This is a genomic window from Pantoea sp. Seng, assembly GCF_009829935.1.
In the GTDB taxonomy this organism is placed as follows: Bacteria; Pseudomonadota; Gammaproteobacteria; order Enterobacterales; family Enterobacteriaceae; genus Pantoea; species Pantoea communis.
Genome location: NZ_SZZV01000007.1, coordinates 26,903 through 41,868 on the forward strand (window position 1 = coordinate 26,903; position 14,966 = coordinate 41,868).

The window sequence follows — 14,966 nt, forward strand, 5'->3', positions numbered from 1 at the left end:
CTGAAAAGGCAGGCCGCAAGGCTTTGAGGAGAAGCTAATGGCCGGTGCAAAAGAAATACGTACCAAGATTGGAAGCGTAAAAAATACGCAGAAGATCACCAAAGCGATGGAAATGGTCGCCGCCTCCAAAATGCGTAAAACGCAGGAACGCATGGCGGCCAGCCGTCCGTATGCAGATACCATGCGCAAAGTGATTGGTCACCTTGCTCTCGGTAATCTGGAATACAAGCACCCTTACCTGGATGAGCGTGACGTTAAGCGCGTCGGCTACCTGGTCGTTTCGACTGACCGCGGGCTTTGTGGTGGTTTGAACATTAACCTGTTCAAAAAATTGCTGGCAGATATGAAGGGCTGGGCTGATAAAGGTGTACAGAGCGATCTGGCCGTTATCGGTTCTAAAGGCAATTCATTCTTCGGCTCTGTCGGTGGCAACATCGTGGCACAGGTCACTGGTATGGGCGACAAGCCTGCACTGTCTGATCTTATCGGCCCAGTAAAAGTGATGTTGCAGGCCTATGATGAAGGCCGCATCGACAAGCTGTATATCGTCAGCAACAAGTTTAATAACACCATGTCTCAGACTCCGACCATTACCCAACTGCTGCCGTTACCGCCAGCGGAAGGTGAAGAAGAGATGAAGGCGAAGACCTGGGATTACCTGTACGAACCCGATCCGAAAGCGCTGCTGGATACCCTGCTGCGCCGTTATGTCGAATCGCAGGTTTATCAGGGTGTGGTGGAAAACCTGGCCAGTGAGCAGGCTGCACGTATGGTGGCAATGAAAGCTGCAACCGATAACGGCGGAAACCTGATCAAAGAGCTGCAGTTGGTTTACAACAAAGCTCGTCAGGCCAGCATCACCCAGGAACTTACCGAGATCGTCTCGGGAGCCTCCGCGGTTTAACCAGGCATATATCCTGTCGCGCGAGCGCGGCCGGATATTCTCGTATTAGGTAGAGGATTCAAGATGGCAGCTGGAAAGATTGTCCAGATTATCGGCGCCGTAGTTGACGTCGAATTCCCTCAGGACGCGGTACCGCAGGTATATAGCGCGCTTGAGGTTCAAAATGGTGACGCTCGTCTGGTGCTGGAAGTTCAGCAGCAGCTGGGTGGTGGCGTGGTGCGTACCATCGCCATGGGTACTTCTGACGGCCTGAAGCGCGGTCTGCAAGTTACCGACCTGAAAAAACCGATCCAGGTACCGGTTGGTAAAGCAACCCTCGGCCGTATCATGAACGTATTGGGCGAACCAATCGACATGAAAGGCGACCTGCAGAATGACGACGGCACCACTGTAGAGGTTTCCTCTATTCACCGTGCTGCGCCTTCTTATGAAGATCAGTCTAACTCGCAAGAGCTGCTGGAAACCGGCATCAAGGTTATCGACCTGATGTGTCCGTTCGCTAAGGGCGGTAAAGTCGGTCTGTTCGGTGGTGCGGGTGTAGGTAAAACCGTAAACATGATGGAGCTGATCCGTAACATCGCGGCTGAGCACTCAGGTTACTCGGTATTTGCTGGTGTGGGTGAACGTACTCGTGAGGGTAACGACTTCTACCACGAAATGACTGACTCCAACGTTATCGATAAAGTAGCGCTGGTGTATGGCCAGATGAACGAGCCGCCGGGTAACCGTCTGCGCGTAGCACTGACCGGTCTGACCATGGCGGAGAAATTCCGTGATGAAGGCCGTGACGTTCTGCTGTTCATCGACAACATCTACCGTTACACCCTGGCCGGTACTGAAGTATCAGCACTGCTGGGTCGTATGCCATCTGCGGTAGGCTACCAGCCAACGCTGGCAGAAGAGATGGGTGTGTTGCAGGAGCGTATTACCTCCACCAAGACCGGTTCAATCACCTCTGTTCAGGCCGTTTACGTTCCTGCGGATGACTTGACTGACCCGTCACCAGCAACCACCTTTGCTCACTTAGACTCAACCGTTACGCTGAGCCGTCAGATCGCCTCTCTGGGTATCTACCCAGCCGTTGACCCGCTGGATTCAACCAGCCGTCAGCTGGATCCACTGATCGTGGGTCAGGAGCACTACGACGTTGCGCGTGGCGTGCAGTCTCTGCTGCAGCGTTACCAGGAACTGAAAGACATCATCGCCATCCTGGGTATGGACGAGCTGTCTGAAGAAGACAAACTGTTGGTGGCACGTGCGCGTAAGATTCAGCGCTTCCTGTCTCAGCCGTTCTTCGTTGCTGAAGTCTTCACCGGTTCTCCAGGTAAGTACGTGACCCTGAAAGACACGATTCGTGGCTTCAAAGGCATCATGGAAGGCGAATTCGACCACCTGCCAGAGCAGGCGTTCTACATGGTCGGCGCTATCGAAGAAGCTGTAGAAAAAGCGAAGAAACTGTAATAACGGTTTCCCAGGAGGAATAGTATGGCTATGACTTATCATCTGGACGTTGTCAGCGCGGAGCAACAAATGTTCTCCGGTCTGGTTGAGCGCATCCAGGTGTCAGGTAGCGAAGGTGAGCTGGGTATTTACCCAGGCCACGCCCCGCTGCTGACAGCCATCAAGCCTGGTATGATTCGCATCGTGAAACAGCACGGCGAAGAGGAGTATATCTACCTCTCTGGCGGCGTGCTGGAAGTACAGCCGGGCAGCACGACCGTTCTGGCCGACACCGCGATTCGCGGTGAAGACCTCGACGAAGCGCGCGCGCTGGAAGCGAAACGTAAAGCAGAAGAGCACATGAACAGCAGCCACGGTGATGTGGACTATGCTCAGGCCTCTGCGGAACTGGCGAAAGCTATCGCGAAACTGCGTGTAATCGAGCTGACCAAGAAAGCGATGTAATCAGGCTTTATGCGTCACGAAATGCCAGCCCATTGGGTTGGCATTTTTTTTTGCGCGCGATAAATAATCCTGCTTTGGGGGAGGACGATGTTGTCTTGCTCTGCCCGATTCTATCGGCAAAATGCATCGCGTGATGCCCAGGCCGGCACTGGTTTTATCTCCAATCAGCCTTTCATCTTTATCCGCTAATTTCGGTCCGAGAAAAATGTAGTAATCTCAGAGGTAAACCTTACACTTTCGAAAGTTAAATTGAGTCTGGATAGTTATGTCTACAAGCGCGATGAGTGTGGTGATCCTGGCCGCTGGCAAAGGCACCCGAATGTATTCCGATCTGCCAAAAGTTCTGCATAGCCTGGCAGGAAAACCGATGGTTCAGCATGTGATCGATGCCGCGACCGGTCTGGGTGCCCAGCAGGTGCATCTGGTGTACGGTCACGGCGGCGATTTACTGCAAGAGAAACTGGCCCACAACACCCTGAACTGGGTATTGCAGGCTGAACAGCTGGGTACCGGCCATGCGATGCAGCAGGCGGCACCTTTCTTTGCTGATAACGAAGACATCCTGATGCTGTACGGCGACGTACCGCTGATCTCGCAAGCCACTTTACAGCGTTTGCGTGAAGCGAAACCTGAAGGTGGAATCGGTTTGCTCACCGTGGTGTTAGACAACCCTACCGGCTATGGTCGCATCGTGCGTGAAAACGGCACGGTGACCGGCATCATTGAGCAGAAAGATGCCTCAGCAGAACAGCTTAAGATTCAGGAAATTAACACCGGCATCCTGATTGCAAACGGCGGCGACCTCAAACGCTGGCTGGCGCAGCTCAACAATAACAATGCTCAAGGCGAGTTTTATATCACCGATATCATCGCCATGGCGCATCACGAAGGTCGCGTGATCAACGCGGTACATCCTGCGCGTATCAGTGAGACCGATGGTGTGAATAACCGCCTGCAACTGGCCACGCTGGAGCGTGCCTATCAGAGCGAGCAGGCAGAACAATTGCTGCTGGCGGGCGTCATGCTGCGCGATCCTGCGCGTTTCGACCTGCGCGGTTCGCTGCAACATGGGCGTGATGTCGAGATCGATACCAACGTTATCATTGAAGGCACCGTGACATTGGGCGACCGCGTCAAAATTGGCGCTGGGTGCATCATCAAAAACAGCGTGATTGGTGATGATTGTGAAATCAGCCCTTATTCAGTCCTCGAAGATGCCACCTTAGCCGCTGCCTGCACCGTTGGGCCATTCGCGCGTCTGCGTCCTGGCAGCGAGTTGGCGGAAGAGGCACATGTCGGCAATTTCGTTGAGATGAAAAAGGCCATCTTGGGCAAAGGTTCCAAAGCGGGTCATCTTTCCTATCTTGGCGACGCAGAAATTGGCGCGGGCGTAAACATCGGGGCTGGCACCATTACCTGTAACTACGATGGCGCGAATAAATCGAAAACCATTATCGGCGACAACGTGTTTGTCGGCTCCGATACCCAGTTGGTGGCCCCGGTCACCGTCGCGGCTGGCGCGACCATCGCGGCAGGTACCACGGTAATGAAAGATGTCACCGCCGCCGATTTGGTCTACAACCGCAAAGAACAGAATCAGAAGTCTGGCTGGCAGCGGCCGGTTAAGAAAAATAAATTTTAAGGGTCGGCAAAGATCGGCCCATGAAAAAAACTACCCGAAATCATTCGAGTTTCTGAAAGGCGGCAAGCGCGAGTCCTCAGGAGCTGACTGAAGTCAGTGACTGAGGTGAATGCGCGTAGCCAACGCACCTGAAATTTGATGTATGAAGGGTAGATCCCCCACTCTCTACAAGGCTCGGGGAATAATCAGGTCAGAAGACAACGCAATGGCCGAAAGCCATGAAGTCAGGAAACTATTATGTGTGGAATTGTTGGTGCAGTAGCGCAGCGTGACATCGCAGAAATTCTGCTGGAAGGTCTGCGTCGTCTTGAGTATCGCGGTTATGACTCAGCGGGTCTGGCCGTTGTCGATCGCCAGGGACATATGACGCGTCTGCGTCGTCTTGGCAAAGTGGCTAATCTGGCCGAAGCCGCAGAGCAGCAGCCACTGATTGGTGGCACTGGTATTGCTCATACGCGTTGGGCAACCCACGGTGAGCCATCAGAAGCCAATGCGCATCCGCATGTCTCTGAGCACATCATCATTGTGCATAACGGCATCATTGAGAACCATGAGCCATTGCGTGCGCAGATGATCGAACGCGGTTACCAGTTTGCCTCAGAAACGGACACCGAAGTGGTGGCGCATCTGGTGCACTGGGAGCAGAAGCAGGGCGGCACATTGCGTGAAGTGGTACTGCGCGTGATCCCGCAACTGCGCGGTGCTTATGGCATGGTGATCATGGACAGCCGCGATCCATCCGTGCTGGTGGCTGCGCGTTCAGGTAGCCCGCTGGTGATTGGCCGTGGCGTGGGTGAAAACTTCATTGCTTCTGACCAACTGGCGCTGCTGCCGGTGACCCGCCGCTTTATGTACCTGGAAGAGGGCGATATCGCCGAGATTACGCGCCGTGAAGTCACCATCATCGATCGTGATGGCAAGCCAGCCAAACGCGCGGAAATCGAATCCACGGCGCAGTACGATGCTGGTGATAAAGGTGCCTATCGTCACTACATGCAGAAAGAGATCTATGAGCAGCCGAACGCGATTAAAAACACCATCACTGGTCGTTTTAATCATGGGCAGATCGATCTCAGCGAACTGGGTGCCAATGCCGAAACCTTGCTGAGCAAGGTTGAGCACATCCAGATTATCGCCTGCGGTACCTCGTATAACTCCGGGATGGTGTCGCGCTACTGGTTTGAGTCGCTGGCCAACATTCCTTGCGATGTGGAAATCGCCTCCGAATTCCGCTATCGCAAATCCGCTGTGCGTAAAAACAGTCTGCTGATCACCCTGTCGCAATCGGGTGAAACCGCCGATACGCTGGCCGCGCTTCGCTTGTCTAAAGAGCTGGGTTATCTCGGTTCGCTGGCCATCTGTAACGTTGCCGGCTCTTCGCTGGTGCGTGAATCCGATCTGGCGCTGATGACCAAAGCCGGCACCGAAATTGGTGTGGCCTCAACGAAAGCCTTCACCACGCAGTTGGTAGTGTTGCTGATGCTGGTGGCAAAACTGGGTCGTCTGCGTGGCATGAAGCCAGAAACCGAGCACGAAATTGTGCATGCGCTGCAGGCATTGCCAAGCCGCATTGAGCAGATGTTGGCGCAGGATAAAGTGATTGAAAGCCTGGCTGAAGGTTTCTCTGACAAGCATCATGCGTTGTTCCTGGGCCGTGGCGATCAGTATCCGATCGCGATGGAAGGCGCGCTGAAGCTGAAAGAGATCTCCTATATTCACGCAGAAGCCTACGCCGCCGGAGAGCTGAAACACGGCCCGCTGGCGCTGATTGATGCCGATATGCCGGTGATCGTCGTTGCGCCGAATAACGAGCTGCTGGAGAAGCTGAAATCGAACATTGAAGAGGTGCGCGCGCGCGGCGGTTTGCTGTATGTATTTGCCGATCAGGATGCGGGTTTCACCGACAGCGAGGGCATGAAAATCATCTCACTGCCACACGTCGAAGAGGTGATAGCACCGATCTTCTATACCGTGCCGTTGCAGCTGCTTTCGTATCATGTTGCGCTGATTAAAGGCACCGACGTTGACCAGCCCCGTAACCTGGCAAAATCGGTTACTGTTGAATAATCTATAAAAAGGGCGGGCCTGCAACGGGTCCGCTTGCTTTTTAAACGGTGTCATATAACTGTCATATTTCGTACATTTCACTGTCATCAAACTGTCCTATTTTCCCTCCAGCAGCAATCACTGACTCCAACTAAAATGGCATTGAGCCTGATTTTTTTAAATCCCCTGGAGGGAACATGACACTGATGCGTACATCCGTAGCCCGAATCCTCGCCGCCACCTTCGCAGTAAGCGCGGTATCTGCTTTTGCAGCCACCGACCTGACTGGCGCTGGCGGTACATTCCCGGCACCGGTTTATGCCAAGTGGGCAGCAGAGTATCAGCAAGCCACCGGTAGCAAAATCAACTATCAGGGTATTGGTTCTTCAGGCGGCGTTAAGCAAATCATCGCTAAAACCGTCGATTTCGGTGCGTCTGATGCGCCGTTAAGTGATGCCGATTTGGAAAAAAATGGTCTGTTCCAGTTCCCTACCGTTATCGGTGGCGTGGTACTGGCCGTTAACATCCCAGGCGTGAAATCAGGTGAACTGACGCTGGACGGCAAAACCGTTGGCGATATCTACCTGGGTAACATCAAAAAGTGGAACGACCCGGCGATCACTAAACTGAACCCAGGCGTGAAACTGCCAGACACCAACATCAACGTGGTTCGCCGCGCAGATGGTTCAGGTACCTCTTTCGTGTTCACCAGCTACCTTTCTAAAGTGAACGCAGACTGGAACAGCAAAATTGGTAAAGGCAACACCGTTAACTGGCCAACCGGTCTGGGCGGTAAAGGTAACGACGGCGTTGCAGCCTTCGTACAGCGTCTGCCTGGTTCAATCGGCTACGTTGAGTATGCTTACGCTAAGCAGAACAACCTGACCTACACCAAACTAATGGATGCAGATGGCAAGCCAGTTGCGCCAAGCGAAACCAGCTTCTCAAACTCTGCTAAAGGCGCAGACTGGAGCAAATCTTTCGCTCAGGACCTGACCTTCCAGAAAGGTGCAGATGCATGGCCAATCTCTTCTACCACCTTCATCCTGATCTACAAAGAGCAGGCTGATGCGGCTAAAGGTGCTGAAGTGATGAAGTTCTTCGACTGGGCTTACAAAGGCGGCAGCAAAACTGCAACCGCACTGGATTACGCTGCGCTGCCAGAAAGCGTTGCTAACCAGATTCGTACTGCCTGGAAAGCGAACATCAAAGACAGCTCAGGCAAAGCGATTTACAAGTAAGCGAATGACCCGGTCAGTCTCCCCTGACTGACCAACCCGATGGGCGGCATGGTATGCCGCCCTGAACTTCCTCTGAGAACCGAGAAACTTATGGCTGCCACTAAGCCGACGTTCAAAGCCCCAGGTAAACAAGGTGACATGATTTTCGGCGCGCTGGTGAAACTTTCCGCGCTTATCGTGTTGTTGTTGATGGGTGGCATTATCGTCTCCCTGATTTTCTCCTCCTGGCCAAGCATCCAAAAATTTGGTTTTTCCTTCTTATGGACCAAAACCTGGGATGCGCCAAACGAACAATTTGGTGCGCTGGTACCGATCTACGGCACCCTCGTCACCTCCATCATTGCCTTAATCATCGCTGTGCCGGTGAGCTTTGGCATTGCGCTATTCCTGACGGAACTGGCACCTAACTGGTTGCGTCGCCCGCTGGGTACCGCAATTGAGTTGCTGGCCGCGATCCCGAGTATCGTTTACGGCATGTGGGGCCTGTTTATCTTCGCCCCGCTGTTCGCTGAGTACTTCCAGACACCGGTCGGCAACATCATGTCGAACATTCCCATTGTGGGTGCCCTGTTCTCAGGCCCGGCATTCGGTATCGGTATTCTGGCCGCTGGCGTGATCCTCGCCATCATGATCATTCCGTACATTGCATCGGTCATGCGTGATGTGTTTGAGCAGACGCCAGTGATGATGAAAGAGTCCGCCTACGGTATTGGTTGCACCACGTGGGAAGTGATCTGGCGCATCGTGCTGCCGTTCACCAAAAACGGTGTAATCGGTGGTGTGATGCTGGGCCTGGGTCGTGCACTGGGTGAAACCATGGCGGTGACCTTCATCATCGGTAACACCTACCAGCTCGACAGCGCCTCGCTGTTTATGCCGGGCAACAGTATCACCTCCGCGCTGGCGAACGAATTCGCTGAAGCTGAATCCGGTGTGCATGTCGCGGCATTGATGGAACTGGGTCTGATTCTGTTCGTGATTACCTTTATCGTACTGGCCATCTCCAAACTGATGATCCTGCGCCTGGCGAAGAGTGAAGGAGCCCGTTCATGACCGCTATCGAAATGCATGCTCGTGCTGAGCTGGAAGCCTCGCGCCGTAAAATGCAGGCACGTCGCAGCGCTAAAAATAAAGTGGCACTGACGCTGTCGATGCTGACCATGGCCTTTGGCCTGTTCTGGCTGGTGTGGATTCTGTTCACTACCGTCACCAAAGGCATTGATGGTCTGAGCTGGTCACTGTTCACTGAATCGACCCCGCCACCGAACACCGCAGGCGGTGGTTTAGCCAACGCCCTGGCGGGCAGTGGGTTACTCATTCTGTGGTCAACGGTGTTCGGTACACCGCTGGGCATCATGGCCGGTATTTATCTTGCCGAATATGGCCGTAAGCACTGGCTGGCGGAAGTGATTCGCTTCATCAACGACATCCTGTTGTCAGCACCGTCGATTGTGGTGGGCCTGTTCGTCTATACCATCGTGGTGGCACAGATGCAGCACTTCTCTGGCTGGGCGGGTGTGGTGGCGCTGGCGCTGTTGCAGATTCCTATCGTGATTCGTACCTCAGAAAACATGCTGCGTCTGGTACCAGACAGCATGCGTGAAGCGGCTTATGCACTGGGTACGCCGAAGTGGAAGATGATTTCGGCCATTACGCTGAAAGCTTCAGTCTCCGGCATTATTACCGGTGTCCTGCTGGCCGTGGCACGTATCGCGGGCGAAACCGCACCGCTGCTGTTTACTGCGCTGTCGAACCAGTTCTGGAGTACCGACATGATGCAGCCGATCGCGAACCTGCCGGTGACGATTTTCAAATTCGCCATGAGCCCATTTGCCGAGTGGCAAAGCCTGGCATGGGCGGGTGTGTTGATCATTACCCTGTGCGTGCTGCTGCTGAACATTGTCGCGCGAGTGGTTTTCGCCAAGGGCAAACATTAATTTCCCGGCGCGGCTTCGGCGGCGCTGCACATGAGAGATGAGCAATGAGTATGGCAACGACTTCTGCCGGTAAAATTCAGGTTCGCAATCTGAACTTCTATTACGGAAAGTTTCACGCTCTGAAGAACATTAACCTGGATATCGCGAAGAACCAGGTCACCGCCTTCATCGGACCATCAGGTTGTGGTAAATCCACCCTGCTGCGCACCTTCAACAAAATGTACTCGCTCTACCCTGAGCAGCGTGCTGAAGGTGACATTCTGCTGGATGGCGACAATATTCTGGCTTCCCATCAGGATATCGCCCTGCTGCGCGCACGCGTTGGCATGGTGTTCCAGAAGCCAACGCCGTTCCCGATGTCGATTTATGACAACATCGCGTTTGGCGTGCGTCTGTTTGAAAAGCTGTCACGTGCCGATATGGACGAGCGTGTGCAGTGGGCGCTGACCAAAGCCGCGCTGTGGAATGAAACCAAAGACAAGCTGCATCAGAGCGGTTACAGTCTCTCCGGCGGTCAGCAGCAGCGTCTGTGCATCGCACGCGGTATCGCGATTCGCCCGGAAGTGCTGTTGCTGGATGAGCCATGCTCAGCCCTCGACCCGATCTCTACCGGTCGTATTGAAGAGCTGATCACCGAGCTGAAGCAGGATTACACCGTGGTGATCGTGACGCACAACATGCAGCAGGCCGCGCGTTGTTCTGACCATACCGCTTTCATGTATCTGGGCGAGCTGATCGAATTCAGCGACACCGATACACTGTTTACCAAGCCCGCGCAGAAGCAGACCGAAGATTACATCACCGGTCGTTACGGCTGATTCAGGAGACGCACATGGACAATTTGAATCTGAACAAACACATCTCCGGTCAGTTCAACGCGGAGCTGGAACACATTCGCACCCAGGTGATGATCATGGGTGGCATGGTTGAGCAGCAGCTTACCGATGCCATTACCGCGATGCACAACCAGGATGGCGAGCTGGCACGTCGCGTGATCGACGGTGATCAGAAGGTCAACATGATGGAAGTGGAGATTGATGAAGCCTGCGTGCGCATCATCGCCAAACGTCAACCTACCGCCAGCGACTTGCGTCTGGTGATGGCAATCATCAAGACCATCTCTGAGCTGGAACGTATCGGTGACGTCGCTGAGAAAATCAGCCGCACGGCGCTGGAGAAGTTCAGCCAGCAGCACCTGCCTCTGCTGGTGAGTCTGGAGTCTCTGGGTCGCCACACCGTGCAGATGCTGCATGACGTGCTGGATGCCTTCGCGCGTATGGATCTGAATGAAGCCATTAAGATCTATCGTGAAGATAAGAAGGTCGACAAAGAGTACGAAGGCATTGTGCGTCAGCTGATGACCTACATGATGGAAGATCCCCGCACCATCCCAAGTGTACTGACGGCGCTGTTCTGTGCCCGCGCCATCGAGCGTATCGGTGACCGTTGCCAGAACATCTGCGAAATTATCTTCTATTTCGTTAAAGGTCAGGATTTCCGTCACGTTGGCGGCGACAAGCTGGATGAACTGCTGTCAGGTGACGACGGCAGCAATAAACCCTCTTAATTGCCGTTTCGGCTGCCTGTTGCCACTGTGGCAAACAGGCAGCCATCTTCATTTCTGATTGGTCTCCGCGATTCCCTCTCTTTATACTTGGCGCACTTTTTTCTGCCAGGTGCTGTTAAATGTCTTCCCCAATAACGAAAAAAAACGCCGTGACGCCGGCAAAAGCGATGGTTGCTGCCATTAGTGGCTATGCGATGGACGGCTTCGATCTGTTAATTCTGGGCTTTATGTTACCGGCGATCAGCGTCTCGCTGGCGCTCGATCCCTCTCAGGCCGGTTCGCTGGTCACCTGGACGCTGATCGGCGCGGTGATCGGTGGCATTGTGTTTGGTCATCTCAGCGATCGCTATGGTCGTATCCGTATTCTTACCGTGACGATCCTGATGTTCTCAATCTTCACCGGGCTGTGCGCGGTGGCGCAGGGCTACTGGGATCTGTTGGCCTATCGCACGCTGGCGGGCGTGGGCTTAGGCGGTGAGTTTGGTATTGGCATGGCGCTGATTGCGGAAGCCTGGCCGAAGGAGAAGCGTAATCGCGCCTCGGCATGGGTCGGCATCGGCTGGCAGCTCGGTGTGCTGCTGGCGGCGTTTATTACTCCGCCGCTACTGAGTGTGATCGGCTGGCGCGGCATGTTCCTGGTGGGCCTGTTGCCTGCACTGGTGTCGTTTGTGATTCGCCGTAGCATGGGCGAGCCGGAAGGCTTCACGCGTCACGTTGAGAAGACGCCGCAGCTGTCATTCGCCGCGCGCATCAAATTGCTGTTCGCCGACCGCGCCACCAGTAAAGCCAGTCTCGGGATTTTCATCCTCTGCTCAGTGCAGAACTTCGGTTATTACGGTCTGATGATCTGGATGCCAAGTTATCTCTCATCCAGCTTTGGTTTTAGCCTGACCAAATCCGGCTTGTGGACGGCGGTGACCGTGGTCGGCATGACCTTTGGTATCTGGCTGTTTGGCGTATTGGCCGATCGCTTCGCGCGCTGGAAGATTTTCCTGCTGTACCAGTTTGGCGCGGTGGTGATGGTGGTGGTGTATGCGCAGCTGCGCGATCCTACTGTGATGTTGTTCACTGGTGCGATCATGGGGATGTTTGTGAATGGCATGATTGGCGGCTACGGTGCGCTGATCTCGGACACCTTCCCACCGCAGGCGCGCGCCACTGCGCAGAACGTGTTGTTCAACCTTGGACGCGGTGTCGGCGGTTTTGGTCCGCTGGTGATTGGCCTGCTGGCGGCGCAAATCTCGTTTACCGCGGCGATCACGCTGCTGGCGCTGATTTACCTGCTGGATATTGTTGCCACCCTGTTCCTGCTGCCGAAGAAGCAGAGCAACGAGGATTCACTGGGCGCGATTGGCTAAGGCGTTTAGGTTACCTGGTGCGCATAAATGCGCACCCTATTAGATCTGCGAACAGATCAAAATCGCACATCGGCCTCTGTAGAGGCAGCACCAGGTTCCACCGGGCACAGAGGTAACAGATCAGACCGACCACAGAGGTAACACTTTTGGGGTCAGTCGATTTGCATCCTGCATTGCCCGGACATCGTGCGCCGGTTTCTGCAGGGGCGACATTCATGACGCCCTGGGTTTACACCAAATCCCAACCCCGTGCGCGCCACAGTGCGGGCAGTTGCGTCATATCATCAAAGCGCGTCACCAGCGGATGATCCAACTCCGGATTGTGCGCATCAGCGCAGTAGTAAAATACCGGAATGCCCGCCGCGATCCCCGCACGCGCACCGGCTTCTGAATCATCCACCAGAATGCACTTCTCAATCGGCACCTGCATTTGCTCCGCCGCGTGATACATCAACTCGGGATCGGGCTTCCAGTGGTTAATGTCATAACCGCTGTACAGCCGACCTTCGAGGTATGGCAGCATGCCGGTTAAACCCAGCGAGTGCTGCATCTTCTTCACTGTCCCGTTCGAGACCACGCACATCGGCACTTTCACGCTTTCCACCAGCGCTTTGGCACCGGCAATCGGCTTCAGGTCGAGGTCAAACAGGCGGGCCACATCCGCGCGATACGCCGTTTCGAACTCGTCTAACGGCACCTCTTTCTGATGCTGCGCCAGTACATCCCGCACGATGTCATAGAGCTTTACCCCTTTGTACTGCTCAAACATCTGCTGCAAAGAGAGCTCAATACCGTATTGGGCAAAGGTGTTGACGTAGGATTGCGTACAGATCACTTCACTGTCGACCAGCGTACCGTCGCAATCGAAAAACACACATTCAACTGACATCGCACATCATCCTTTTATTAAACAGCCAGCTGACACTCTAGCGCACTGAGCGTAGAAAGCGACCCCGGCAACCGTTTGCGAATAATCAGTGTTTTGCTGCGCTAAAATCTATAGGATACGCGGCGATAAATTTTTTTCCGGGACAGTTGAATGAACAATCAGGGCTTGTTGCAGCGCATCTTTAAGCTGCAGGAACACGGCACAACCGCGCGCACCGAAGTGATCGCCGGTTTCACGACTTTCCTGACGATGGTGTATATCGTCTTTGTAAACCCGCAAATTCTGGGCGCCGCAGGCATGGATACTCAGGCGGTGTTTGTCACCACCTGTTTGATAGCGGCCTTTGGTAGCATCCTGATGGGGCTGGTGGCGAACTTGCCGGTCGCGCTGGCACCGGCGATGGGGCTGAACGCCTTCTTCGCGTTTGTGGTGGTCGGCGCGATGGGTTATTCATGGCAGGTTGGTATGGGCGCGATCTTCTGGGGCGCACTGGGTCTGCTGATCCTCACGCTGCTGCGTGTGCGCTACTGGATGATTGCTAATATCCCGATGAGTCTGCGCGTCGGCATCACCGCCGGTATCGGCCTGTTTATCGCCATGATGGGCCTGAAAAACGCCGGTATCATCGTGCCGAATGCCGACACCATTGTGACGGTCGGGAACCTGACCTCGCATAGCGTACTGCTGGGGGCGCTGGGCTTCTTCATTATCGCGATTCTGGCCTCACGCAATATCCACGCGGCGGTGCTGGTATCGATTGTGGTCACCACGGCGATTGGCTTAGCCATTGGCGATGTGAAATTCAGCGGTGTGTTTGCCGCGCCGCCGGCAGTGACATCGGTGGTGGGTCAGGTCGATATTAAAGGGGCGTTCAACATCGGCATGGCGGGAGTGATCTTCTCCTTTATGCTGGTCAACCTGTTCGACTCTTCCGGCACGCTGATCGGTGTCACCGATAAGGCCGGATTGACCGATGAAAAGGGCACTTTCCCGCGTATGAAGCAGGCGCTGTATGTTGATAGCATCAGCTCGGTGACCGGTTCGCTCATCGGCACCTCTTCAGTGACGGCGTATATCGAAAGCTCTTCCGGCGTGGCGATTGGTGGCCGTACCGGCTTGATGGCGGTCATCACCGGGATTCTGTTCCTGCTGGTGATGTTCCTGTCACCGCTGGCCGCGATGGTGCCTTCTTATGCGGCAGCAGGTGCGCTGATCTATGTGGGAGTCTTGATGACGGCGTCACTGTCACGCGTGCGCTGGGACGATCTCACCGAAGCGGTCCCGGCGTTTGTCACGGCGGCGATGATGCCATTCAGCTTCTCGATCACCGAAGGTATCGCGCTGGGCTTCATCTCGTACTGTGTGATGAAGCTTGGCACAGGACGCTGGCGTGAAATCAGCCCGTGCGTGGTGATTGTTGCCCTGCTGTTTGTGCTAAAAATCGCGTTTATCGACGCGCACTAAAAACAACAGGCCG

The 14,966-nt window shown here is 54.6% G+C and carries 13 protein-coding genes; 12 read left to right on the top strand and 1 reads right to left on the bottom strand.

Going from position 1 to position 14,966, the window contains the following annotated elements; all coding sequences use genetic code 11:
* The first annotated feature begins 37 nt into the window (after positions 1–37).
* The 11 genes from atpG (at position 38) to FD737_RS08870 (ending at position 12,600) form a co-directional block, all read left to right on the top strand.
* The gene (atpG, locus tag FD737_RS08820) at positions 38–904 is read left to right on the top strand and encodes a F0F1 ATP synthase subunit gamma (RefSeq protein ID WP_034830040.1); all 867 of its coding nucleotides are present in this window, start codon (positions 38–40) and stop codon (positions 902–904) included.
* A gap of 63 nt (positions 905–967) precedes the next feature.
* A complete protein-coding gene (gene atpD, locus FD737_RS08825) occupies positions 968–2,365 on the top strand; it encodes a F0F1 ATP synthase subunit beta (protein ID WP_034830039.1) in 1,398 nt (465 codons plus the stop codon).
* 24 nt (positions 2,366–2,389) lie between these two features.
* Positions 2,390–2,809 (top strand): F0F1 ATP synthase subunit epsilon, encoded by a 420-nt coding sequence (locus FD737_RS08830; protein WP_034830038.1) that lies wholly within the window; start codon positions 2,390–2,392, stop codon positions 2,807–2,809.
* 265 nt (positions 2,810–3,074) lie between these two features.
* Positions 3,075–4,451: a bifunctional UDP-N-acetylglucosamine diphosphorylase/glucosamine-1-phosphate N-acetyltransferase GlmU gene (gene glmU / locus FD737_RS08835; RefSeq protein ID WP_160833304.1), complete on the top strand. Its 1,377-nt coding sequence runs from the start codon at positions 3,075–3,077 to the stop codon at positions 4,449–4,451.
* 237 nt (positions 4,452–4,688) lie between these two features.
* Positions 4,689–6,518 (top strand): glutamine--fructose-6-phosphate transaminase (isomerizing), encoded by a 1,830-nt coding sequence (gene glmS / locus FD737_RS08840; protein ID WP_097118421.1) that lies wholly within the window; start codon positions 4,689–4,691, stop codon positions 6,516–6,518.
* A 176-nt stretch (positions 6,519–6,694) separates the two neighbouring features.
* Entirely contained in the window at positions 6,695–7,738 is a 1,044-nt protein-coding gene (gene pstS, locus FD737_RS08845; protein WP_097118422.1) for a phosphate ABC transporter substrate-binding protein PstS, read from the top strand.
* 90 nt (positions 7,739–7,828) lie between these two features.
* Positions 7,829–8,791, top strand: a complete 963-nt coding sequence (pstC, locus tag FD737_RS08850) for a phosphate ABC transporter permease PstC (protein WP_034830032.1) — start codon at positions 7,829–7,831, stop codon at positions 8,789–8,791.
* Entirely contained in the window at positions 8,788–9,675 is an 888-nt protein-coding gene (pstA, locus tag FD737_RS08855) for a phosphate ABC transporter permease PstA (RefSeq protein ID WP_034830030.1), read from the top strand. Before pstC ends, pstA begins: the two co-directional genes overlap by 4 nt.
* A gap of 44 nt (positions 9,676–9,719) precedes the next feature.
* Complete coding sequence (gene pstB, locus FD737_RS08860; RefSeq protein WP_034830029.1) at positions 9,720–10,493, top strand: phosphate ABC transporter ATP-binding protein PstB; 774 nt, start codon at positions 9,720–9,722, stop codon at positions 10,491–10,493.
* A gap of 14 nt (positions 10,494–10,507) precedes the next feature.
* Complete coding sequence (gene phoU, locus FD737_RS08865; protein WP_038643963.1) at positions 10,508–11,242, top strand: phosphate signaling complex protein PhoU; 735 nt, start codon at positions 10,508–10,510, stop codon at positions 11,240–11,242.
* Between the two features lie 119 nt (positions 11,243–11,361).
* Positions 11,362–12,600, top strand: coding sequence for an MFS transporter (locus FD737_RS08870; RefSeq protein ID WP_097118423.1), 1,239 nt, complete (start codon positions 11,362–11,364; stop codon positions 12,598–12,600).
* 229 nt (positions 12,601–12,829) lie between these two features.
* Here FD737_RS08870 and yieH read toward each other — a convergent pair whose 3' ends face one another.
* Positions 12,830–13,489, bottom strand: a complete 660-nt coding sequence (yieH, locus tag FD737_RS08875; RefSeq protein WP_160833305.1) for a 6-phosphogluconate phosphatase — start codon at positions 13,487–13,489, stop codon at positions 12,830–12,832.
* A 150-nt stretch (positions 13,490–13,639) separates the two neighbouring features.
* Between yieH and FD737_RS08880 the strand changes: the two genes are divergently transcribed.
* Complete coding sequence (locus FD737_RS08880) at positions 13,640–14,953, top strand: NCS2 family permease (protein WP_034830020.1); 1,314 nt, start codon at positions 13,640–13,642, stop codon at positions 14,951–14,953.
* Positions 14,954–14,966 lie beyond the last annotated feature (13 nt).

Coding starts and splice junctions, on each gene's coding strand:
- atpG (WP_034830040.1), top strand. CDS start 38: ATGGCCGGTGCAAAAGAAATACGTACCAAGATTGGAAGCGTAAAAAAT.
- atpD (WP_034830039.1), top strand. CDS start 968: ATGGCAGCTGGAAAGATTGTCCAGATTATCGGCGCCGTAGTTGACGTC.
- FD737_RS08830 (WP_034830038.1), top strand. CDS start 2,390: ATGGCTATGACTTATCATCTGGACGTTGTCAGCGCGGAGCAACAAATG.
- glmU (WP_160833304.1), top strand. CDS start 3,075: ATGTCTACAAGCGCGATGAGTGTGGTGATCCTGGCCGCTGGCAAAGGC.
- glmS (WP_097118421.1), top strand. CDS start 4,689: ATGTGTGGAATTGTTGGTGCAGTAGCGCAGCGTGACATCGCAGAAATT.
- pstS (WP_097118422.1), top strand. CDS start 6,695: ATGACACTGATGCGTACATCCGTAGCCCGAATCCTCGCCGCCACCTTC.
- pstC (WP_034830032.1), top strand. CDS start 7,829: ATGGCTGCCACTAAGCCGACGTTCAAAGCCCCAGGTAAACAAGGTGAC.
- pstA (WP_034830030.1), top strand. CDS start 8,788: ATGACCGCTATCGAAATGCATGCTCGTGCTGAGCTGGAAGCCTCGCGC.
- pstB (WP_034830029.1), top strand. CDS start 9,720: ATGAGTATGGCAACGACTTCTGCCGGTAAAATTCAGGTTCGCAATCTG.
- phoU (WP_038643963.1), top strand. CDS start 10,508: ATGGACAATTTGAATCTGAACAAACACATCTCCGGTCAGTTCAACGCG.
- FD737_RS08870 (WP_097118423.1), top strand. CDS start 11,362: ATGTCTTCCCCAATAACGAAAAAAAACGCCGTGACGCCGGCAAAAGCG.
- yieH (WP_160833305.1), bottom strand. CDS start 13,489: ATGTCAGTTGAATGTGTGTTTTTCGATTGCGACGGTACGCTGGTCGAC.
- FD737_RS08880 (WP_034830020.1), top strand. CDS start 13,640: ATGAACAATCAGGGCTTGTTGCAGCGCATCTTTAAGCTGCAGGAACAC.